The 24,131-nt window shown below is 60.7% G+C and carries 6 protein-coding genes; 3 read left to right on the forward strand and 3 right to left on the reverse strand.

The genetic code is table 11. From position 1 onward, the window contains the following. The first annotated feature begins 144 nt into the window (after positions 1 to 144). The 3 genes from DSM107133_RS20040 to rfbA all read left to right on the forward strand — a co-directional run bounded on the left by DSM107133_RS20040 (position 145) and on the right by rfbA (position 21,396). Entirely contained in the window at positions 145 to 18,903 is an 18,759-nt protein-coding gene (locus DSM107133_RS20040; protein WP_243253601.1) for a VCBS domain-containing protein, read from the forward strand. Between the two features lie 257 nt (positions 18,904 to 19,160). Continuing rightward, entirely contained in the window at positions 19,161 to 20,468 is a 1,308-nt protein-coding gene (locus DSM107133_RS20045) for a UDP-glucose/GDP-mannose dehydrogenase family protein (RefSeq protein WP_114294616.1), read from the forward strand. Between the two features lie 52 nt (positions 20,469 to 20,520). Further along, the gene (gene rfbA, locus DSM107133_RS20050; protein WP_114294791.1) at positions 20,521 to 21,396 is read left to right on the forward strand and encodes a glucose-1-phosphate thymidylyltransferase RfbA; all 876 of its coding nucleotides are present in this window, start codon (positions 20,521 to 20,523) and stop codon (positions 21,394 to 21,396) included. 71 nt (positions 21,397 to 21,467) lie between these two features. On the opposite strand, the gene rfbD is transcribed toward rfbA, so the two are convergent. Genes rfbD through rfbC form a run of 3 tightly spaced genes read right to left on the reverse strand, consistent with a single transcriptional unit; the run spans position 21,468 to position 24,001 of the window. Further along, a complete protein-coding gene (gene rfbD, locus DSM107133_RS20055) occupies positions 21,468 to 22,343 on the reverse strand; it encodes a dTDP-4-dehydrorhamnose reductase (protein WP_114294617.1) in 876 nt (291 codons plus the stop codon). 48 nt (positions 22,344 to 22,391) lie between these two features. Then, positions 22,392 to 23,438, reverse strand: a complete 1,047-nt coding sequence (gene rfbB / locus DSM107133_RS20060) for a dTDP-glucose 4,6-dehydratase (protein ID WP_114294618.1) — start codon at positions 23,436 to 23,438, stop codon at positions 22,392 to 22,394. Continuing rightward, positions 23,435 to 24,001 carry a dTDP-4-dehydrorhamnose 3,5-epimerase gene (gene rfbC / locus DSM107133_RS20065; RefSeq protein ID WP_114294619.1) on the reverse strand — a complete coding sequence of 189 codons (567 nt, stop codon included), beginning with the start codon at positions 23,999 to 24,001 and terminating at the stop codon, positions 23,435 to 23,437. Before rfbC ends, rfbB begins: the two co-directional genes overlap by 4 nt. Positions 24,002 to 24,131: the final 130 nt, after the last annotated feature.

Raw genomic sequence — 24,131 nt, forward strand, 5'->3', positions numbered from 1 at the left:
GCAACGCGCGCGCCCGTCCGCCGTTCCAAAACAGAAATTCAATTCCGGTCGCTGCACGCATGCCCCGGACCCGCCACTTCGCCCGCTCAATAGCGCGCTGCACCCAGATAAACCCAATAAGAAATTCCCGACAGGAGCACTCTCATGGCCGTCACATCCACAGGTACCAATGGTTTCTATTACGAATATGTCACCGCAAATGCGACGACCGTTATTGACAGCAATGCCGACGCCCGCGCGCTGATCTTCGACGGAACCGGCCAAGCGACTCGGTCCGATGGCCATGTAAATTATGTCAGCATTCTGTCCCCCGGCGTCGATGACTTTGCGGTCCGCTATACCGGAACATTCAACGTATCACCCGCAAAAGTCGGCGACTGGGATTTCCAGATTGCGGCCGATGACGGGATCATCCTGATCATCGACGGAGTAGAGATCAATTCGCGCTTTGATGAAAGTGACCCAGGCAGCGTTCCGGGCGGCTGGAACGACACCTCGACGGTCAACCTTTCGGCAGGTACCCACACGATCGAAGTGATTTATTGGGAACGCAGCGGCGGTGAAAGCGTGTCCTTGCTGGCGCAAGCCCCTGACGAGGTCAGCATGACGGCATTTGGCGCCGATGATGGTGTCGCTGGTGCCACAATCACCAACGATGCCCCCGATTTCGGCACAGTGGCCAGCCCGATCAGCGTCGCCGAAGGTGAAACCGGCGTGGTCTTTGACGCGCAAGCCACAGATGATGGTGGCGCCGCAGATGCCGGGATTACCTATTCCTTCGATGGCGGCGTTGACGATGGCAAATTCACGATCGATTCAAGCACCGGCGAAGTTAGCTTTAGTGCAGCCCCCGATTTCGAAAATCCCACAGATGACGGCGCCAACAACACCTATGCAATTTCCGTTCGCGCGACCGATGCCGAGGGTGCTTTCACCTCGCAAGCGGTCCAGTTCAATGTGACCAACGTTGCCCCCGTAGGGACCGTCACCGCAGACGGTGACGGCCTCTTTGCCGAGGGTGAAACCATCACCTTTACCGTGACCTTTGACGAAGTCGTGACAGAAAACTTGTCCGCGCTGACCCTGACCGGTCCGCGTAGCGCGACCTATGACAGCGGCTCTGGCACCAACACGCTGACCTACACCTACACCGTCGGGGCGTCCGATGACGAAGCCGATCTTGAGGTGACAGGCTACACTGGCGATATCACCGATGACGGTGGCGCCCCGGCTGTCCTTGTGGCAACCAGCGACCTCGACATCGTGCTGGACACCACAGCACCCGCAACACCGGGCGTGCCCGATCTGCTGGCGACCTCTGACAGCAATATTAACAACGATGACACCACCAACGACACGACTCCGACGTTTTCGGTCGATGTGTCCGGCCTGAGCGCTGGCGAATTTGTAACCCTGATTGATCAAAACGCGGGCGGCGCTACAATTTCGGCGGCCTATGAAGTCACGGGCACCGAAACCGACGGTCTGGCAGAAATCACGGCAAACATTCTGACCGATGCTGTGTATAGCGTTGCCGCCCTCCCAACCGATGCGGCCGGCAACATCGGCACGGCATCAGCGGGGCTTCCCGTCACCATTGACACCGATGCAGATGTTGGCGACGACCTTTCGATTGCCTTTGTGAACGCTGGCAGTGATCAAGTTTACGGCGGCACTGAAACCGTCGCGATCAGCGTGAGCGGACTTGACACGAACACCGCTGCCGAACTGACCATCACCGGCACGGCTGGCGATGTGGTCAAAGCGGTTTCCGGCAACGGCACCGTGACGCTGAACACAGCAGAGTCCGTAAGCCTGGGTGACGGCGCACTTTCGGCTGCGATCGTGGCCACAGACACGGCCGGCAACACGACATCCCCTGCTCCTATTAATTCCTTCTCGGCGGATTACACTGCGCCCACCGTGGTTTCTGCCGCGATTTCAGGTGGCACCGGCGTGGACGGCACGATTCTTGATGCCGATACTGGCGGGACCGTTGAGCTGACCATCACCTTCTCGGAAGAAATGGACACCGCTACAGATCCGTCCATTGCCATCTTTACCGCAGGCACCGGCCTGACCGAAAGCGCAACCGTCGCGCGCAGCTGGTCCGTTGACGGCACCGCGCTGACCCTGACCTATGACGTGGCCGACACAGACGTTGATCTGGCCGACATTGAAGTGACCGTAACCGATGCCGCTGACGCTGCGGGCAACGTGCTGAGCATGGGGTCGCCGATCACCACCGAGACTGCCATTGATACCGACACATCCGCCGCGCAGACCGCGACAGTCGCCTTCGACGAGATCCCCGATCAGGCGCAAGCGACAGCTGGCGCGATTGATCTGGTGACGCTCGACGGTACCGACGGCACCACCTATGCCCTTTCAGGTATGGGAGAAATCAACACTCATGTCGAATTCGATGGCCTGACGCTGCGGATCAGCGACAACGAGGCCGCACGCGCGTTTTTTGACCGCGAGGAAAATCCATCTATCGTGATCGAGGTCGCAGGGACCGACAACGCAGGCAACATCACCCTGTCGACGTTGACCTTCAACCTGAACGATCTGAATGATGCGCCAGAGCTGGGCGCAGGTCCGAACACCGACGCCGACACCGTCAAGGAACGCGCTGATGGCGCGGGCGAGAACGCCGTGCCCTTCGGGACAGACGGCACCTTTACCGTCACCGACGACGACACCGGCAACACCCATTCGGTCACGGTTTCCAACATCTCGACCACCGGGTCGGGCGGCTTCCTTGGCTTCTTCTCGGCTGGTTTCGATGATCCGATCACCGGTGACGGCGCCGGTACAGTCGCCTGGAACTTCAACGTCGGCGCCCCGCTGCCCGCCGGTGTTTCGGCCGCGCAAATGGCGACCATTGACGCATTGGCCGAAGGCGAGACCATCGTTCAGACCTATGACGTGATCGTCACCGAGACCAACACCTCGCCCGCACAGTCGTTTACACAGCGTGTAACCATCACCATCGAAGGCACAAATGACCTGCCCGTAATCTCTGGCACAGAGATTGGCGCAAGCGTAACCGAAGTTGTTGATCCGTCGATGGCGGACCAGACGTTGACCGCCGAAGGCACGTTGAGCGTCGCGGACACAGACGCCACCGATACCGTTGTCGTTGAGGTCACCTCGGTCGCAACTTCTGGCACTTTCACCGGGACGAATCCGCTCGAGGGCACCGACTTGCTTGGCTTCATGCAGGTTGTCGCGGGTGACGGTACATCCGGCACTCCCGGCACTGCCACCGATGCAATGGCAGCAGCTGAATCCGCACCATCCGATTTCACCTGGAAATTCAGCGCGGGCATCACTGCCACAAGCGCATTCGATTTCCTTAACGAAGGTGAAACTCTTGAGCTGGCCTATACGCTGACGGCCACCGACAGCAGCACCGCGGCAGGCGTCGACACGCAGGTCGTCACGATCACTGTTACCGGCAGCAACGACGTGCCAACCATCGCCGCCGCCAGTACCGTTGGTGGTGTGGTCGAGGCTGGTGACGGCATCCCCGGGACATCAAACGCAACCGGCTCGCTGAACGTGTCGGGTATGAACTGGGCCGATGCGGATGACGGCGAAACGGCTGATTTGCTAATCACCAAGGGCTCCGCAGGAAGTGATGCGCAGAGCAATCTGACCTTTGACAGCGGTATGCTTTCGAACGAAGCGGCGATCGAAGGCACCTATGGCACGCTTTATGTCACAGCGACCGGCGATTACCGTTACGAGTTGAACGATCTGGACGCAGACACCCAGGCGCTGGACGGCGGCGATCTGACTTCGGAAACCTTCAACTACACCATTGCCAACCGCACGGGTGGTGCAGAAAACGAAGCAACACAGACACTTACCGTTAACATTACAGGCAGCAACGACGCGCCCGAAATCACCGTGGTCGAAGCGGTGGGGACAGTCGTCGAAGCTGGTGTTGACAGCGAAAACGCTGCCAGCGCGGGCACGCCTTCCGCAACGGGCAGCTTTACCGCCAGCGACGTGGATGCAGACGATACTGACTTGACGTGGTCGGCCAATGTGAGTGGCATGCAAATCATCGGCATGGGCGGCGAAATCATCGGCACCTACGGCACGTTCAGCGTCGACGCCTCCGGCGCATGGACCTTTACGCTGGCGAACGAGTCGCCCGCGGTCGATGCGCTGTACCAGGGGGAATCCGTCTCGGAAACCTTCGAGGTCGAGGTTGCTGACGGCAACGGCGGCACAGACACCGAAACCGTCACCATCAACATCACCGGCACCAATGACGCCCCGGTGGTCACCGCCGATGCCCTGCCAGATACCGATGTCACAGAAATCGGTGACGGGGTCGCAGGCGACGCGTCTGCTTCCGGCTCGTTCACTGTGACGGATGTCGATTCCGATGCGCCCACCACCGATGACGATGCCAAAATCTGGTCCATCGTGGACGGCGATACCGGCGCCCTCACAACAGCGAATCCAGCCACCTCAGCGCAGGTTATCGGCACATACGGCACGCTGACGCTGACCAATATGGGTGCGTGGACCTACACATTGGGCGATTCATTCGCGGCGACGCAGGCGCTTGACGATAGCGGAAGCGTCAACGATGTATTCACCGTGCGCGTGGCCGACGGCCTGGGCGGCTTTGACGAAATCGACGTGACCGTAACGGTCGCGGGCAGCAATGATGCACCCACCATCACGGTTGAAACCGGTGACGGCATCACCGGCGCGGTCACCGAAGGCAGCGGCACCCTCACTGCCAGCGATACGCTGACCATCTCGGACGTCGACGGCAATGAAACCGTGACAACCACCGTCACCGGCGTCACAGCCTCGGGTGTACTGGGCGAATTTGGCGCGATTGATGATGCAACGTTGCAAGCTCTTGTCGAGATTGCAAACGGCACGCTGACCAACGACGCATCCGGCAACGGGTCCAACCAGGCAACCTGGAACTTCAGCGCTGAATCGACCCTGTTCGACTATCTGGCCAAAGACGAGGTCCTGACGCTGGCCTATGAAATCACCAGCGATGACACCACCACCACCGACACCCAAACCGTGACTGTCACGGTCACCGGTTCGAATGATCTCCCCTCTGTACAAATTGGCGCGGGCGACAGCGACACCGGCGCCGTGACGGAATCCGATATGCTTGTTATGGGCAACTTGGAAACCAATGGCACGCTGACCATTTCCGATCGAGATGCCAGTGACACACACACACCGAACGCTTATCTTGATACGGTAACCTGGACGGATCTGAACGGGACCAACAACGGAGGGACTCCGTCCTCTGCCGGGACCATCAGCAACCCCGCATTGCTGGCCGCGCTTGAAAACGCCTTTTCGGTCGACAACAGCACCGACAACGACACGATCGAATGGACCTATAGCCTGGCCGATACCCAGGTTGATTTCCTTGGTGCGGGTGAAACACTGACATTGGTGTTCTACGTCTCTGCGCAAGACGACAGCGCCAGCGGCGGCGGCGACATCAACAACCAGCCGGACACTTCGCCCGTTCGCCCGGTCACCATCACGATCACCGGCAGCGACGACGCGCCAACCATCACCGCTGACACGCAAAACAGCTTTGACGAAGGTGACTCGCTGGTCATTGAAGATGGCGCGGCCACTGGCCCCAGCCTTGCCGATGACGTCACCGTCAACCTGCTGGGCACGGGCGTGGATACCACCTCGGAAATCTGGGTAACCAACGTCGATGAAGAGCTGGACACCAACGATACCCGCAGCACCACCGGCACACCGTCGATCTCTGTTGGCGGCTCGCTGCCCGCGGGCTATGCTGCTGCCGACGTCGAAGCTGCCTTTGGCGGTCTGACGTCCGACAGTGATGTGGTCACTTTCAACCGCAACGCCGCCGTCTTCGACGCACTTGATGACGGGGCGTTCATTGACGTTACGCTCAGCTACACCGTGCGCACCACTTCGCCCGACGGGACAACCTTTGTCGACACGCCGCTGACCACCGTTGTGCGCGTGAATGGGGTGAACGACGCACCCTATATCGTCAATACCGAAGACTTTGAGGCCGACATCACTGAAGACGGCACCACCAGCCTGAACGGGGCCATCACTTTCAATGACATCGAGCCCACCGATACAGCGGCACTTTCGGTGACGGTCACCGCAGTTGAGGGCACCGGAGACGGTGCCGCCTCGCTGGCCGACTATGTCGGTACCTTCTCGGCCGGTTCCCTGGCGCCTTCGGGTGGCAGCGATGGCTCGGTCTTCTATTCGTTCAACATCAGTAACGCCGTGTTGCAGAACCTGGCCGAAGGCGAAGTCTTTACCCAGTCCTATGAGGTTGCCATCACCGACGGCGATCTGGAAACCTCCCGTCCCATCGTGATCACCTTTACCGGCGTCAATGACGCCCCGGCGAATGTGGTCGTCAGCGGCACAACCGCCGTGACCGAAGATCTGGATACCGACGCGACGGCTGCCGCAACCACGCAGCAGCTGACCGGATCGATCAGCTTTGACGATGCAGATGTCTCGACACTTGCGGCAGGCGATCCCGCAATCACTGCGGATACACACACCGTCACCAGTGCCTTTGCTTCGGCCACACTCGATGGTGATGCTCTTGTCGGCTACAGCGGTGCCACCGGCACCTTTGCGATCGACGCGGCCAGCGTCGTTGCCGCGAACATGGCCCAGACGGTGGCGAACTCCGTCGACTGGACCTATGACATCAATGATGCTGACTTCGACTTCCTGGCAGACGGCGAAGCGCTGGCGCTGACGTTCACCGTGACCATCGACGACGGCAACACCGACGGCGTGACCACGCAGGATGTCACCTTTACCGTGACCGGCACCAACGACAGCCCGACATTGGGATTGACCGGCATGGGCGACAGCAACGCCGACACCCTTGCCGAGACTGACGCTGGTCTGACGGCCTCCGGCACCCTGACGCTGAGCGATGTCGATCTGAGCGACACTGTCTCGGTCAACGGGATTTCGGTTGCCGTCACCTCCGGCAGCGCGGGCACACTCGACAATGCCACGCTTCAGGCGATGCTGAGCGTCGCGGGTGACCTAGATGCCACCGAAACAAGCGAACAGGTCACCTGGACCTTTGACAGCGGAATGGAGGCTTTCGATTACCTGACCGCAACGCAATCGCTTGAGCTGACCTACACGTTGACGGCCACCGACAGCGCAGGTGCAACCGACACCCAAAATGTCGTCATCACCATCAACGGCACCAACGACGTACCAACAATCGCAGGTACTGCCACGGGCACAGTCGCAGAAGACGCGATGGATCTGACCGCCAGCGGCCAGATCACCATTGCCGATCCTGACACCGGCGAAAGCACCTTTGGCGCGATTGCAGCGGGCACCGCGGGCGACAACGCCTATGGCACCTTCGAAGTAGATACCGCAGGCAACTGGACCTACACGCTCAACAACGCGTTGGATGTGGTACAGGATCTGGGCGTCGGCCAAAGCATCGACGACACGATCACCGTCGCCTCATTTGACGGCACCGCGTCGCAGGTACTGACCGTCACCATCACCGGCACAAACGACGCGCCCGTGATCGACGAGGTTGCCACGGACAATGCGCCGACAACCGATGAGGATGTGCCGTTCACCGGTACCGTCGTGGCCGCTGACCGCGATGGCGACACGTTGACCTATGCTGTCGGCACCGATGCGGCGAACGGATCGGTGACAATCAACGAGACGTCAGGTGAGTACACCTATACCCCCGACGCAAACACCAACGGCCCCGACAGTTTCATTATCAATGTGACTGACGGACAGGGCGGATTGGACGCGATCACCATCAACATCGGGGTCACCGCCGTAGACGATGCGCCCGATGCCGCTGCCGGTACGGATACCACCGCTGAAGACACTGCCGTGATCATCGACGTGACGCCCTTCGTCACCGAGGTGGATGGCGAAACCTATTCGGTCACGGCCGCCAGCGTCCCTGCGGCGCAGGGTACTGTGACCTTCTCGGGCACCTCCATCACCTTCACCCCTGCCCTGAACTTCAACGGCAACGCCGAGATCGCCTATACCGTCACCGACGATGCAGGCACCCTCTCGGACAGCGACACTGTCACTGTCACCGTCACCGCCGTCGATGACGCGCCGGTTGCCGCAGACGACACCCAGACGGTGCTGGAAGATGCCGCGACCACAGACTTTGATGTGGCATCGCTGATCACCGAGGTGGACGGCGACGCGGTCATCGTCTCTGCAACCGTTCCCGCAGCCGAAGGCACTGTCACCGTCACCGGCACCGTTATCAGCTTCACCCCCGCCGCCAACTTCAACGGTTTGGCGACGATCAGCTACACGGTCACCGATGACACCGGCGCCGCGCGGAGCGACAACGGCGTGATTGCGGTCACCGTCACCCCGGTCAACGACGCAACCGAGATTGACGTGGCAGCTCAGGTCACTCCGACACATGTCGAAGCGGTTGATGCGGCACCCGCCGTGCCGACGCTGGTGGCCGATGCGGTCACGCTGGTCGATGTCGACGGGCTGGACTATGACGGCGCGGTCTTCACCGCGGCTGTCGACAGCGGCGATGCAAGCGATCTGCTGTCCCTCGACAACGCAGGCAGCGTTGCCGTCACAGGCAGCACCGTCAGCGTTGGCGGCACCGATGTGGGCACGCTGAGCAGCGGCACCGGCACGCTTTCGGTTGCCTTTGCCGGACTGGTCAGCGAAGCGCAGGTGCAGGCCGTTGTGCAAGCCCTGGCCTATGCCACCACCAGCGACCAACCCGCGGCAAGCCGCGCGATCACGCTGGACCTCACCGATGGTGACGGCGGCACTGCAATGCAGCAATCCGTCTCTCTCGACATCTCAGCCAGCAACGATACGCCGACTGCAAATGACTTTACAGCGGCGCCCTCCCTGGCCGAAGACCTGAATATCGACATTCCCATCGTCAATGGCACCGCAGGCATGGGCGAGATCTCTCTCGCAGAGTTCGGCAGCGATCCCGATGGCAACATCGACCTGTCCTCGATCAGCTTTGCGGGCACGGCGATGGTGAACGGCATGTCCGAAACCTTTGCCACCCTCGGTCTGAGCTATGACAGCCTGACGAATGAAATATCTGTAGACGGGACAGCCGCATTCTACCAAAGCCTGGATGCAGGCGACACGCTGTCGCTGGAGCTCGGCTTTACCTTGACCGACGGCGCAAGTGCCTCGGATGACGGGGTGCTCACCCTGACCGTGACAGGTGCGAACGACCTGCCGGTTCTGGGCGCTGCTAACCTTGTCACCTACGCCGATACTAGCGCAGATGACACCTTTGGTGATGTCGCGGGCACCTTCGTTGCAACCGATGTGGACGAGGATGACACAGATCTGTTCTACAGCCTCGGCGGTGGTAGTTCGAGCGGCTCGGATGCAGGTGGCGGGTTTGAGACGCTTACCAGCCCATACGGCGTACTGAAACTGTACAATAACGGCAATTACACATTCGAAGTAAACAGCACGGCAATCAACGCGGCCCCCGCAGGCGCCCCGATCGTGGTCGAATTTGATGTCCTGGTCTACGACGACGATGGCGCCAACCCGACAACGATGACGGTCACCGTGAATCCTGCCAATGACACGCCGGAAATCGACACAATCGCTCCGGGCAGCGTCGTTGATACGGTCGCAGCCGACAGCATTCCAGATCTGACAGGTACGGCCACGGCCAGTGACCGCGACACCGGCGACGTGCCAGAGTTCACCATTGCGGGTGAAACAGTTGTGGAAGGTGAGACAAGCCAGACGTTCTATTACGACCGCACAGCCGATACCGTCGGTACCACCGCGGGCGCTGGTCTGATCGAGCTGGGCACGCTGACCGTGCAAACCACGGGCGGCTATGTCTTTGACGTCAACGATGCTGGTATCGACGCCCTGCGCGCCGGTGAGGCCCCCGTGATCTCTACCGATCTGCGCGCAACCGACGATCTGGGGCTGTTCACCGAAACGCCGCTGACCATCAACGTCACCGGCGCGAACGACACCCCCGTTGTCGTTGGCGTGGTTCCCGGCCTGACAATCACCGCCAAGGAACAGCTGGAGGCAAGCGGCGAACGCCCGGATGCCGAAGGCACGGCAGTGACCGCAAACACTACGATCTCTTACGAGGATGCAGACAGCGTCGGCACGCCGAACTTCGCCTTCATCCCTGCCGAGTCTGGTTATGCCGGTACGATCTCGTTCACGCCGTCCGGCGGAAATGTGTCGACAGGCAGCGTCGGTGTGGGCTTCACAATCCCCGATGCACAGCTGAACGCTCTTGCTGAGGGCGAAGCGCTGGGTAGCAGCCCGCAAGAATACGAGATCCGTATTTTTGACGACAGCGGTGCCTTTGTTTCGCAGACAGTGCTCATCCAGATTGTCGGCAGCAACGACCGCCCGGTGATCTCTGCCGCTGCTGGCCAGGATGGCGCGGATGTTTTCGAAGCGGCCGATGGCGTGCTTGACGGCACAATCACCGCAACCGGCGACCTGAGTGTCACCGATGAGGATCTCATCGACAACGTGACGCTCAGCGTAACGGATGTTGCGGTATCGGGCAGCTACGCGGGTGACTCGACACCGACCGCGACGGCACTGAAGGGCATGCTCGGCTTCGGCCCAAGCGGCGCGACCTCCGGCTTCGCGGCTCTCTACACCGTTGACGCCGATGGCGCAGGGTCGGATCTGACTTGGGGCTTCACTTCGGGGACAGCAGGCGACAATGCGTTTGAATTCCTCGCAGACGGCGAAACCCTTGTGCTGGCCTATGAGGTCACAGCCGACGACGCCTCTGGCACCGACACGGCAGCCACCACTCAGACCATCACCGTCACCATCACCGGGACCAACGACAGCCCCGTCGCCGCAGGCGATGTAACCGTCACCCAGAACGAGGATATCGACGCGCTTGAGGTCATCACGACCGCAACAGCGACAGACCTCGACGACAGCGATACACTTGTCTTCTCGATCAACGCGGGCAACGACGATGGCCTGTTCGAGATTGACGCGACCACAGGCGAAATCTCACTCGCGGATGGCATGTCGCTTGATGCCGAAGCAGTGGGCGGCGGCCAGCATGTCCTGACAATCCTGACGGACGATCAGAACGGCGGGACGGGCACCCAGCAGGTGACAATCAACGTTGCAGATGTGGATGACAACATCACCACCCTGCCCGTCGATGCAGACCCAACCGCGATGGGCGAAGGCAACGTGGACGAGAACGCCACAGCCGGAACGCTCGTGGGCATCTCTGCACAATCGACAGACGCCGATGTAACTGCGGCTCCGCTGAGCTATGCCATCACCGGTGGCACCGGCATGGGCCTGTTCGAAATCGACAGCGCGAATGGTGCCGTCAGCGTCGCCACTGGCGCGACAATTGATCGCGAAGCCTCCGGCGGCGACAGCTACACCATCGAGGTGACCGCAACGCCACAGAACGGGGCGGCAAGCGCTCCGGCAACATTCACGATCACCATCAACGATCTGGATGAGTTCGACGTAACCGCACCTGCCGATGACGACATGCTCACCCCGAACGAGATTTCGGAATCTGCGGCCGCGGGCACTTATGTCGGTCTGATGGCACTGTCGGTTGACGGCGACGCGACTCTTAACGGGGTGACCTATGCGCTGACCGACGACGCGGGCGGCCGGTTCGAAATCGACGCCGTTTCTGGCGCGGTGACCCTGTCGGATGAACCCGGTGCCACCGGCATCGACTTTGAAACCCAGACCAGCCACCTGATCACCGTGCAAGCCACCAGCGAGGATGGCAGCACGGCTAGCACCGATTTCACAATCGACATCCTCGTGGCCGACGATACGCCACCGGTGATCCAGACCAACGCGGCGCAGTCTGCGGCAGAGAACCAGACCACGGTTGTGCTGCTGGATGCGACAGACGTGGACAGCAACGATGCCTCTATCGTCTTCACGATCACTGGCGGCGATGATGCTGCGGCCTTTGAAATCGGAGAGGACAATGTCCTGCGCTTTGTCTCTGCGCCTGATTTTGAAATGCCGACTGACACCGGTGCCGATCGCACATACGAAGTGACAGTCCGGGCAACCGATCCACTGGGCAACTTCAGCGAGCGCACGATTTCGGTCGACCTGACGGATGTAAACGAGGCACCCGAGGTGGCGCTCGACAACACCGTCGTCACGATTGCGGAAAACACGGATCTGACCGGTGGCGTCAAGGTGGCGGATATCACCATCACCGACGATGCACTGGGAACCGAGGGACTGAGCCTCGCGGGAGACGATGCCGGTCGCTTCACAATTGTGATGGGCACATCGGGACCAGAGCTGCACTTCAACGGGACTTCACCCAACTTCGAAGCGCCTGACGACTTCGGCGGCGACGGGGTCTATGACGTAACGGTTCTGGTAGATGACGCCACGCTGGGTATGGGGTCGGACGACTCCGCCGCCTTTAGCCTGACCGTAACCGATGTAAACGAGGCGCCGGTTGCGGCGGACGAATTCGACCTTTCAGAAGGCAGCTTGGATGAAGACTCCAGCTTCAACGTGACGTTTACCACTGTGTCCGGAATGCTGGAGCCGGGACAGGTCGAACTGAGCACGATCGTTCAGGACGAGGACGGCAACGTCGATCTCACTTCGCTCTCCTTCGACAGTATAACGCTTGATGGTGTCACATTGGCCGACATTGCCGCAGGCGGTGTCAGCTACAATTCCGCAACGGGTGCCTTCACCCTCGATGCTTCGGTAGAGGCCTATCAATCGCTCGCCGTCGGACAGACAGGGATTGTCTTGGCGAATTTCACAGTCACCGACGCCGGAGGGCTAAGCGATACTGGCTCCTTGCGGTTCGAACTGGAAGGGACGAACGACCTGCCCGTCGTGACAGTGGCAGACTCCGATCTCACTGTGACAACGGACGAGGATACTGCAGTCAGTGGCACCGTGGTCGCAACCGATGTGGATGCAGGCAGCACGATTGCTTACAGCGTGGAAATAGACGACGGGCCTGCCAATGGAATCGTCACAATTGACGCCGTGACGGGTGACTACACCTACACACCCGATACCAACACAAGCGGCTTCGACAGCTTCACGGTCACCATCACAGACGATCAGATGGCAAGCGTCACACAGGTGGTCAACATCGGGGTCACCCCCGTAGACGATGCGCCCGATGCCGCTGCCGGTACGGATACCACCGCTGAAGACACTGCCGTGATCATCGACGTGACGCCCTTCGTCACCGAGGTGGATGGCGAAACCTATTCGGTCACGGCCGCCAGCGTCCCTGCGGCGCAGGGTACTGTGACCTTCTCGGGCACCTCCATCACCTTCACCCCTGCCCTGAACTTCAACGGCAACGCCGAGATCGCCTATACCGTCACCGACGATGCAGGCACCCTCTTGGACAGCGACACTGTCACTGTCACCGTCACCGCCGTCGATGACGCGCCGGTTGCCGCAGACGACACCCAGACGGTGCTGGAAGATGCCGCGACCACAGACTTTGATGTGGCATCGCTGATCACCGAGGTGGACGGCGACGCGGTCATCGTCTCTGCAACCGTTCCCGCAGCCGAAGGCACTGTCACCGTCACCGGCACCGTTATCAGCTTCACCCCCGCCGCCAACTTCAACGGTTTGGCGACGATCAGCTACACGGTCACCGATGACACCGGCGCCGCGCGGAGCGACAACGGCGTGATTGCGGTCACCGTCACCCCGGTCAACGACGCAACCGAGATTGACGTGGCAGCTCAGGTCACTCCGACACATGTCGAAGCGGTTGATGCGGCACCCGCCGTGCCGACGCTGGTGGCCGATGCGGTCACGCTGGTCGATGTCGACGGGCTGGACTATGACGGCGCGGTCTTCACCGCGGCTGTCGACAGCGGCGATGCAAGCGATCTGCTGTCCCTCGACAACGCAGGCAGCGTTGCCGTCACAGGCAGCACCGTCAGCGTTGGCGGCACCGATGTGGGCACGCTGAGCAGCGGCACCGGCACGCTTTCGGTTGCCTTTGCCGGACTGGTCAGCGAAGCGCAGGTGCAGGCCGTTGTGCAAGCCCTGGCCTATGCCACCACCAGCGACCAACCCGCGGCAAGCCGCGCGATCACGCTGGACCTCACCGATGGTGACGGCGGCACTGCAATGCAGCAATCCGTCTCTCTCGACATCTCAGCCAGCAACGATACGCCGACACCGACCGACGATATCTTTATTGTCGGCGAGGGCAGCTTCCTGTCGACAGGCAACGTGTTGACCGCAGGTACAGCCGACAGCGATCCAGACGGGGATTCCCTGACGGTTAGTGCACTGGCCGATGTCAAGGACGACACCGGCACCGCCGACGCATCCGGCAATGCCCTCGTGGGCGCCTCGGCCGGGGTCATCACCACAGATTGGGGCGCAGAAGTCACGCTGCAGTCCAACGGTTCGCTGTTCTACAACCTCACCTCCAATACGGCCCGCTTCAACCAGCTGGCCGCAGGGCAAAGCGCGATTGACAGCTTCACGTACACCGTCACCGACGGGGTGCTGACCGAAACCGCAACAGTCAGCGTTACGATCATCGGCACCAACGACAACATCAAAGCGGTTGCCGATACCATCACCGCAACCGAAGACACAGCTGCATCCGTCTCTGGCAACCTGCTGGCGAACGACACGGATGTGGATGTTGGCGACACCCGCGAGATCATCAACGTGACCAGCTCGGTCACAGCGACGGCCATTGCAACCGCGACTGGCTATCAGATCACGACGGTGGACGGTGTGGTCATCACGCTGGGACAAGATGGCAGCTATGCGCTGACTGCTCCGGATACCCTGGATGAAGGTACGCTTTATACTGCTACCTTCCAGTACAGCGTGCAGGATGGCGGATCGGCCCAGTCGACAACAACCGTGACTGTGAATGTCACCGGCAACAACGATGGCCCGGCAGCGGCAACAGTCACGCTGACCGCATCGGATGAGGACACCACCCGTGTCATCACCGAAGCGGAACTGCTGGCCGGTGCGTCCGACCCGGATGCCAACGCGGTGCTGGAGATCACGGATCTGAGCCTGACGTCCGGCAACGGATCGCTGGACGACAACGGTGATGGCACCTGGACCTACACCCCCGAGCTTAACGACAACAGCGCTGTCACCTTCTCTTATACGGTGAGCGACGGGGCCTTGACGGCGACGGCATCTGCGGATCTGGATCTGCTTCCGGTTAATGATGCACCGGAAGTGGCGGCGGCTCTGACCGCGACGGCAACCGAGGACGATGCGGGCTTCTCGCTGAACCTGCTGGACGGCGCGACGGATGTGGATGCAAGTGACACGCTTGCCATCGACAACCTGGTGGTCACCGGCGACACCAGCGGCGTCACCCTGACCGGCACCACGGTCACCGTCGATCCGAGCGCCTATAACGCGCTGGCGGTTGGCGAAACTGCGGTCATCACCTACGCCTATGACGTCATCGACGGCAACGGCGGGTCCATCGCCCAGACGGCAACCATCACCATCACCGGCGCCAATGATGCACCGGAAGTGGCGGCGGCTCTGACCGCGACGGCAACCGAGGACGATGCGGGCTTCTCGCTGAACCTGCTGGACGGCGCGACGGATGTGGATGCAAGTGACACGCTTGCCATCGACAACCTGGTGGTCACCGGCGACACCAGCGGCGTCACCCTGACCGGCACCACGGTCACCGTCGATCCGAGCGCCTATAACGCGCTGGCGGTTGGCGAAACTGCGGTCATCACCTACGCCTATGACGTCATCGACGGCAACGGCGGGTCCATCGCCCAGACGGCAACCATCACCATCACCGGCGCCAATGATGCACCGGAAGTGGCGGCGGCTCTGACCGCGACGGCAACCGAGGACGATGCAGGCTTCTCGCTGAACCTGCTGGACGGCGCGACGGATGTGGATGCAAGTGACACGCTTGCCATCGACAACCTGGTGGTCACCGGCGACACCAGCGGCGTCACCCTGACCGGCACCACGGTCACCGTCGATCCGAGCGCCTATAACGCGCTGGCGGTTGGCGAAACTGCGGTCATCACCTACGCCTATGACGTCATCGACGGCAACGGCGGGTCCATCGCCCAGACGGCAACCATCACCATCACCGGCGCCAATGATGCACCGGAAGTGGCGGCGGCTCTGACCGCGACGGCAACCGAGGACGATGCGGGCTTCTCGCTGAACCTGCTGGACGGCGCGACGGATGTGGATGCAAGTGACACGCTTGCCATCGACAACCTGGTGGTCACCGGCGACACCAGCGGCGTCACCCTGACCGGCACCACGGTCACCGTCGATCCGAGCGCCTATAACGCGCTGGCGGTTGGCGAAACTGCGGTCATCACCTACGCCTATGACGTCATCGACGGCAACGGCGGGTCCATCGCCCAGACGGCAACCATCACCATCACCGGCGCCAATGATGCACCGGAAGTGGCGGCGGCTCTGACCGCGACGGCAACCGAGGACGATGCAGGCTTCTCGCTGAACCTGCTGGACGGCGCGACGGATGTGGATGCAAGTGACACGCTTGCCATCGACAACCTGGTGGTCACCGGCGACACCAGCGGCGTCACCCTGACCGGCACCACGGTCACCGTCGATCCGAGCGCCTATAACGCGCTGGCGGTTGGCGAAACTGCGGTCATCACCTACGCCTATGACGTCATCGACGGCAACGGCGGGTCCATCGCCCAGACGGCAACCATCACCATCACCGGCGCCAATGATGCACCGGAAGTGGCGGCGGCTCTGACCGCGACGGCAACCGAGGACGATGCAGGCTTCTCGCTGAACCTGCTGGACGGCGCGACGGATGTGGATGCAAGTGACACGCTTGCCATCGACAACCTGGTGGTCACCGGCGACACCAGCGGCGTCACCCTGACCGGCACCACGGTCACCGTCGATCCGAGCGCCTATAACGCGCTGGCGGTTGGCGAAACTGCGGTCATCACCTACGCCTATGACGTCATCGACGGCAACGGCGGGTCCATCGCCCAGACGGCAACCATCACCATCACCGGCGCCAATGATGCACCGGAAGTGGCGGCGGCTCTGACCGCGACGGCAACCGAGGACGATGCAGGCTTCTCGCTGAACCTGCTGGACGGCGCGACGGATGTGGATGCAAGTGACACGCTTGCCATCGACAACCTGGTGGTCACCGGCGACACCAGCGGCGTCACCCTGACCGGCACCACGGTCACCGTCGATCCGAGCGCCTATAACGCTCTGGCGGTTGGCGAAACTGCGGTCATCACCTACGCCTATGACGTCATCGACGGCAACGGCGGGTCCATCGCCCAGACGGCAACCATCACCATCACCGGCGCCAATGATGCTGCGGTTATTACCGGAGATATTACCGGTACAGCCACGGAAGACGCGGGTGGCAACATCTCGGGGACACTTCTTTCGACAGATGTGGATGGCACTGACGACACGTTCATCGCGGCAATGGGAAGCGTTGCCTACGGCAGCTACACCATAGATGCGATGGGGCTGTGGACCTACACGCTTGACGATACCAACCTTGACGTTAACGGCCTGCGCGACGGGGAAACCCTGACCGACAGCTTCTCGGTCGCGTCAGAGGACGGCACCCTGCAAAGCGTGACAGTCACCATCAATGGCGTCACCGATGGTGCGACCGAAGGAAACGACAGCCTTGTCGGATCCGCAGATGGTGATTTGATCGCAGCACTGGGTGGCGATGACACCGTGCGGGGCCGCGATGGTGACGACACGCTGGAAGGCGGTGCCGGCATGGACATGCTGGACGGCGACAGCGGGGCGGATCTGCTCACCGGGGGGGGCAATTCCGATACCCTGCTTGGTGGATTGGGCAACGATACGCTTGACGGTGGGCTCGGTTCGGACGTGCTGCGCGGCAACGGTGACGATGACTCGCTGATTGGTGGCAGTGGCAACGATACCCTTTCGGGTGGCACCGGCAACGACACGCTCTCGGGGGGCACCGGCAGCGACAACCTGGCGGGCAACCTCGGAGACGATGTATTGCTGGGTGGCAGTGGCTCGGATGACCTGAACGGCGGCGGCGGCGCGGATACACTGCGTGGTGGCACCGGAAAGGACACGTTGCTCGGTCTCGACGGGGACGACTTCCTTACCGGAGGTGGCGACACCGACAGCATCATCGGTGGCAATGGTAACGACACTCTGCTGGGCAACCTTGGCAACGACACCATGCGTGGCGATGGCGGCGACGACAGCCTTGTCGGCGGCGACGGCAGCGACGACATGGGCGGTGGTCTGGGCAACGACACGATGTTCGGTCTCAACGGCTCCGACCTTATGAACGGGGACGGCGGAAACGACCTCATGGATGGTGGTGACCTGAATGATACGTTGAACGGCGGGGACGGCGACGATACCCTGGCGGGCGGCAACGGAGACGACAGCCTTGATGGTGGCGCCATGAACGATGACCTCGACGGCAACACCGGCGCGGATATCCTCAACGGGGGGGCGGGCAACGATACGCTGAACGGCGGATCGGGCGCGGACACCCTTGACGGCGGCACAGGCGACGACCGGTTGATCGGTCTGGACGGCGCAGATGTCTTCATCTTTGCGGATGGCTCCGGTGTCGATATGGTGACAGACTTTAGCGCAACCGACATGGATGTGCTTGACCTCTCCGGGGTTGCGTCGATCACTGACATGACTTCGTTGCAGGCCAGCCTGGGCACCAGCACAGAGGGCAATGCTGTGGTCAACTTCGGAGGCAACAGCGTCGAACTGCAAGGCGTCAGCGAAGCAGACATTGGCACCATCTTCGACGAAGACAATTTCATCTTCGTCTAAACCGGGCTAACCGAAACCAAAAAAGATCCCCGCCAAGGCATTGGCGGGGATTTTGCGTTTGTGCCGATTTGCCTACAAGGGGCCCTGACAGACCTACCCACCAAGACCACCGACAAGGCTGCCGTCAGGCGATGCAGCCCTGTAACAACCCGCGTGGTATCGCCGCAAATACAGCGGCGTAATCCCTGCTTGGTCTTGACCTGAGCAGGCTCTTCCAACACACCATGAACATATAGTGGCTGAACGGATAAATTCTGATGAAAATAGCAATGATTGGAACCGGCTATGTCGGGCTTGTTTCGGGCGTTTGCTTCTCTGATTTCGGCCATGAAGTCATTTGCGTCGACAAGGACCCGCGCAAGATCGACATGCTTGAGCAGGGCGAAGTGCCGATTTTCGAACCCGGTCTCGAACAACTTATGGCCAACAATGTCAAAGCTGGCAGGCTAACGTTTACACTGGATCTGGCAGAGGCCATCGCGGGTGCGGATGCGGTGTTTATTGCAGTCGGCACGCCCACGCGCCGCGGCGACGGCCATGCGGACCTGACCTATGTGATGGCCGCGGCCGAAGAAATCGCACGCGCGGCGAAAGACTATGTTGTCGTCGTCACCAAATCGACCGTGCCGGTGGGCACCAATCGCAAAGTGGCCAGCGTGATCGCCGCCGCCAATCCAGATCTTGATTTCGATGTGGCATCCAACCCCGAATTCCTGCGCGAAGGCGCAGCGATTGACGACTTTATGAAGCCCGACCGCGTGGTTGTCGGCGTCCAGACCGATCGTGCGGCTAAGGTCATGGAAGACATCTATCGCCCGCTGTATCTGCGCGACTTTCCCATCGTCACCACCGATCTGGAAAGCGCCGAGATGATAAAATATGCCGCCAACGCATTTTTGGCGACCAAGATCACCTTTATCAACGAAATCGCGGCCCTGTGCGAAAAGGTCGGCGCGGATGTCAAACAAGTGTCCAAGGGCATGGGTATGGACGGGCGCATCGGCAACAAGTTTCTGCATGCAGGCCCCGGCTATGGCGGGTCGTGTTTTCCCAAAGATACCAGCGCACTGGCGCGGATCGGTCAGGAACACGGCCAGCCCATGCAGATCACCGAAGCCGTGATAAAGGTGAACGAAGAGGTCAAACGCCGCATGATCGAAAAGCTGCGCGACTTGTGCGGCGGCAGCTTTAACGGCAAGCGCATTGGCGTGCTGGGCGTGACGTTCAAACCCAACACTGACGACATGCGCGATGCCCCCTCGCTGACCATCGTACCGGCCCTTGTCGGGGGCGGCGCCAAGGTCACGGTCACAGACCCCCAGGGCCACCGCGAAGGTGAAGAATTGCTGCCCGGTGTGACCTGGGTCGACGATGCCTATGCCGCAACCGAAGGGGCCGATCTGGTTGTGCTTTTGACCGAATGGAACGAGTTCCGCGCGCTTGATCTGAAACGCATTGCCGCGTCTATGGCTGTTGCGTCCATGGCGGATCTGCGCAATGTCTATTCAGCGCAAGACGCGCTTGACGCGGGCTTTACCGCCTATGACAGCGTCGGACGCGCATAACCTGCCCAAGACCGAAGATTATCCAAATTCAGAACGGAATACAGGGCCCATCATGACACAGCGCAAAGGTATCATTCTTGCGGGCGGATCCGGTACACGGCTTTATCCTATTACAATGGGTGTCTCCAAACAGCTTTTGCCGATCTACGACAAGCCGATGATCTATTATCCGCTGTCGGTTCTGATGCTGGCAGGTATCCGCGAGATTTGCATCATCACCACCCCGCAGGATCAGGATCAGTTTCAGCGCACACTTGGCGATGGCAGCCAGTGGGGTATTGAGCTGACCTATGTCGAACAGCCCTCTCCTGACGGTCTGGCACAGGCTTATATTCTGGCCGAAGCGTTTCTGGATGGCGCCCCCTCGGCGCTGGTGCTTGGCGACAACATTTTTTACGGCCACGGTCTGCCGGAGATTCTGGACCAAGCCGACACCAAAGACACAGGCGCAACTGTTTTCGGCTACCATGTGAAAGATCCCGGGCGCTATGGCGTCGTCGATTTCGACAGCACAGGCCAGGCAATTTCCATTGTTGAAAAGCCGGACGTCCCGCCGTCGAACTATGCCGTGACAGGGCTCTACTTTCTCGACAACACGGCGCCTGACCGTGCGCGCGAGGTCAAGCCATCAGAGCGGGGTGAACTGGAAATCACCACCTTGCTGGAAATGTACCTGCATGACGGCTTGCTGGACGTGAAAAAAATGGGACGTGGATATGCCTGGCTCGATACTGGCACCCACGGTTCGTTGCTGGATGCCGGCAACTTTGTACGCACGCTGGAGCAGCGTCAGGGCCAGCAAACCGGCTGCCTTGAAGAGATTGCATTCGGTCAGGGCTGGATCGACCGCGAACAGCTTGCGGAACGTGCAAAAACTTTCAGTAAGAATGATTACGGGCGCTACCTTCAGGGATTGCTGCGTCACTGAAGTCTGGTCTGTATCACAAAGATCGCCCCTTGGTCGGGCTTGTCAAAGAGCCCAGCCTAACGGCCCACAGGTCATTTAGACACCGCACCCAGATCCTTCAGGATATCGCGCAACCCCATGCGCCAGTCAGTGCGCGCAATGCCGAAAGTGGTTTCGGTGGTGCTGTTGTCCATACGCGAATTCAGCGGGCGCACTGCGGGGGTGGGATAATCGGACGCGGGAATATCAGCTACCTCGCATTGCGTGCCAGACTGGCGAAAGATTTCGCGCGCGAATTCGGCCCAGCTGACGTCGGGGCCGCCGGACAGGTGGTAGGTTCCCGATTTCGACGGATCTTCCAACAGCTGGCGTGCCGCGCTCAGGCAGGTGTCGGCGATGTCCGCCGCGCAGGTTGGTCCGCCAATCTGGTCGGCCACGATGGTCAGCCGGTCACGCTCTGCCCCCAAACGCAGCATTGTCTTGATAAAGTTGTTGCCATGCGCAGAAACCACCCAGGATGTGCGAAAGATCGCATGGGTGCCGCTGGCGGCGCGCACCGCCTCTTCGCCCGCAAGCTTGGTGCGCCCGTAGGCCCCCAACGGGCCGGTCGGATGATCGGTTGCAAAGGGCTGGTCGCCGCCGCCGTCAAATACATAATCAGTCGAAATATGCACCAATGGCAAACCCCGCGCCGCACAGACAACCGCAATTGCCCCCGGTGTGGTGCCGTTGATCGCCAGCGCCAGCTCTTCCTGTTCCTCGGCCTTGTCCACAGCCGTATAGGCCACGGCATTGATCACCGCATCGGCATCGGTGGCCGCGACCAATGCGGCACAACTGGCAGGATCGGAAAAATCGGCCGTTTCCCGACCGTGCACTTCCAACGTTACGGCACCTGCACGGCGTTGCAATTCCTGCGCCACCTGTCCACTTTCACCGAAGACGAGAATTTTCTTGAGCAGCGACATAGGGTTTCCAAATCTGTTTCTGTGAGGGCTGCAAATTGCGCCTTCGGCTCAGCCTTTGCCCAGCCTGGTGCCCACACCCTGACGCGCTTGCAACGGACGCCACCACGCCTCGTTGTCCAGATACCACTGCACGGTCTTCTCCAGACCTTCCTCGACCGTCACGCTTGGCCGCCAGCCCAGTTCGGCGCGAATGCGTGCGGGGTCGATGGCATAGCGCGCATCATGGCCCGGGCGGTCGGCCACAAAACGGATCTGGTCGGCATAAGAGCCGCTGTCCCTGGGCCGCTTGGCATCCAGAATTTCACACAGGGTTTTCACCAGTTCCAGATTGGTCCGCTCGTTTTCGCCACCGATGTTATAGGACCGGCCCAGCTGGCCCTTTTGCACAACCGTCAGCAGCGCGTCGGCGTGGTCCTCGACATACAGCCAGTCACGGATGTTGTCGCCCTTGCCATAGATCGGCAGATCCTTGCCCGCCAACGCGTTCAGGATGATCACCGGCACCAGCTTTTCGGGGAAATGGTAGGGGCCGTAATTGTTCGAGCAATTGGTCATCACAACCGGCAGCCCGTAGGTCTCGTGCCAGGCGCGCACCAGGTGGTCCGAACTGGCCTTGGACGCCGAATAGGGCGAGCGCGGATCATAGGGCGTGTCTTCGGTGAACATCACCGCAGGGTCGGCAGGCAGCGAGCCGAATACTTCATCCGTCGAGATATGGTGAAAGCGGAAGCCTTCGGGCTTGCCCTGTGCGCTCCAATAGGCCCGCGCCGCTTCCAGCATGTTGTAGGTGCCGGTGATGTTGGTCTCGATGAAATCGCCGGGGCCGTCGATAGAACGATCAACATGGGATTCAGCGGCCAGATGCATCACCGCATCGGGTTTGTGCGTTTCGAACACGCGGTCCAATGCGCTGCGGTCGCGGATGTCGGCCTGCTCGAACGCATACAGCGGGCTGTCGGCCACCGTGGCCACATTCTCAAGACAGGCCGCATAGGTCAGCGCATCAAGGTTGACCACATGATGGCCCGCGGCCACCGCCTGTCGCACCACAGCAGATCCGATAAACCCGGCACCACCGGTCACCAACAGTTTCATGCCGCGCCCTCCCAGACAAAGGGGCTTTCAAAATCGGCCAGAGCGGGGGCTTTGGCGTCCTTGTCACTCAGCAATGCCTCATCCGAATCAATGCCCCAATCCACCCCGCAACTGTCCCAGCGCACGGCACCGTCACATTCCGGCGCATAGTAATCCGAACATTTATAGACAATCTCGGTATCGGGAAGGCGCGTGACGAACCCGTGCAGGAAACCCGCAGGCACCAGCAACTGCTTGCCGTTCTCAAAGCTCAGCTCGACACCGATCCAGGTGCCATAGGTCGGGCTGCCACGACGGATATCCACGGCCACATCATACAACGCGCCGCGCCCGCAGCGCACCAGTTTGTCTTGTGCATGGGGGGGCGATTGAAAATGCAAGCCCCGCACAGTGCCAACTTTGGCAGACACAGAATGATTGTCCTGCACAAAATCAATAGTGATCCCGGCAGCGACCATGCGCTGGCGATTCCAGCTTTCGGAAAAGAAACCGCGTGCATCTCCGTGGCGTTTGGGGGTGAGGATTAAGACGCCCGGCAGGGCAGTTTGTTGAACATCAAGCATGAATTCTGGGTCCTAAAAGGATGTCCGTTGTCTAACCAATTAAGCCGCTCTGCAAAAGGGACAAGCGGAATTGCACGGCGCCCGTCGCAGACCATCACCTCAGGCCCTCTGATAAATACAGTTGCTAATG

Source organism: Pseudosulfitobacter sp. DSM 107133 (assembly GCF_022788695.1).
Lineage (GTDB): Bacteria > Pseudomonadota > Alphaproteobacteria > Rhodobacterales > Rhodobacteraceae > Pseudosulfitobacter.

Excerpts from the sequence above, each read along its gene's own strand:
- rfbC (WP_114294619.1), bottom strand. The coding sequence starts at position 24,001 with ATGCTTGATGTTCAACAAACTGCCCTGCCGGGCGTCTTAATCCTCACC.
- DSM107133_RS20045 (WP_114294616.1), top strand. The coding sequence starts at position 19,161 with ATGAAAATAGCAATGATTGGAACCGGCTATGTCGGGCTTGTTTCGGGC.
- rfbD (WP_114294617.1), bottom strand. The coding sequence starts at position 22,343 with ATGTCGCTGCTCAAGAAAATTCTCGTCTTCGGTGAAAGTGGACAGGTG.
- rfbA (WP_114294791.1), top strand. The coding sequence starts at position 20,521 with ATGACACAGCGCAAAGGTATCATTCTTGCGGGCGGATCCGGTACACGG.
- rfbB (WP_114294618.1), bottom strand. The coding sequence starts at position 23,438 with ATGAAACTGTTGGTGACCGGTGGTGCCGGGTTTATCGGATCTGCTGTG.
- DSM107133_RS20040 (WP_243253601.1), top strand. The coding sequence starts at position 145 with ATGGCCGTCACATCCACAGGTACCAATGGTTTCTATTACGAATATGTC.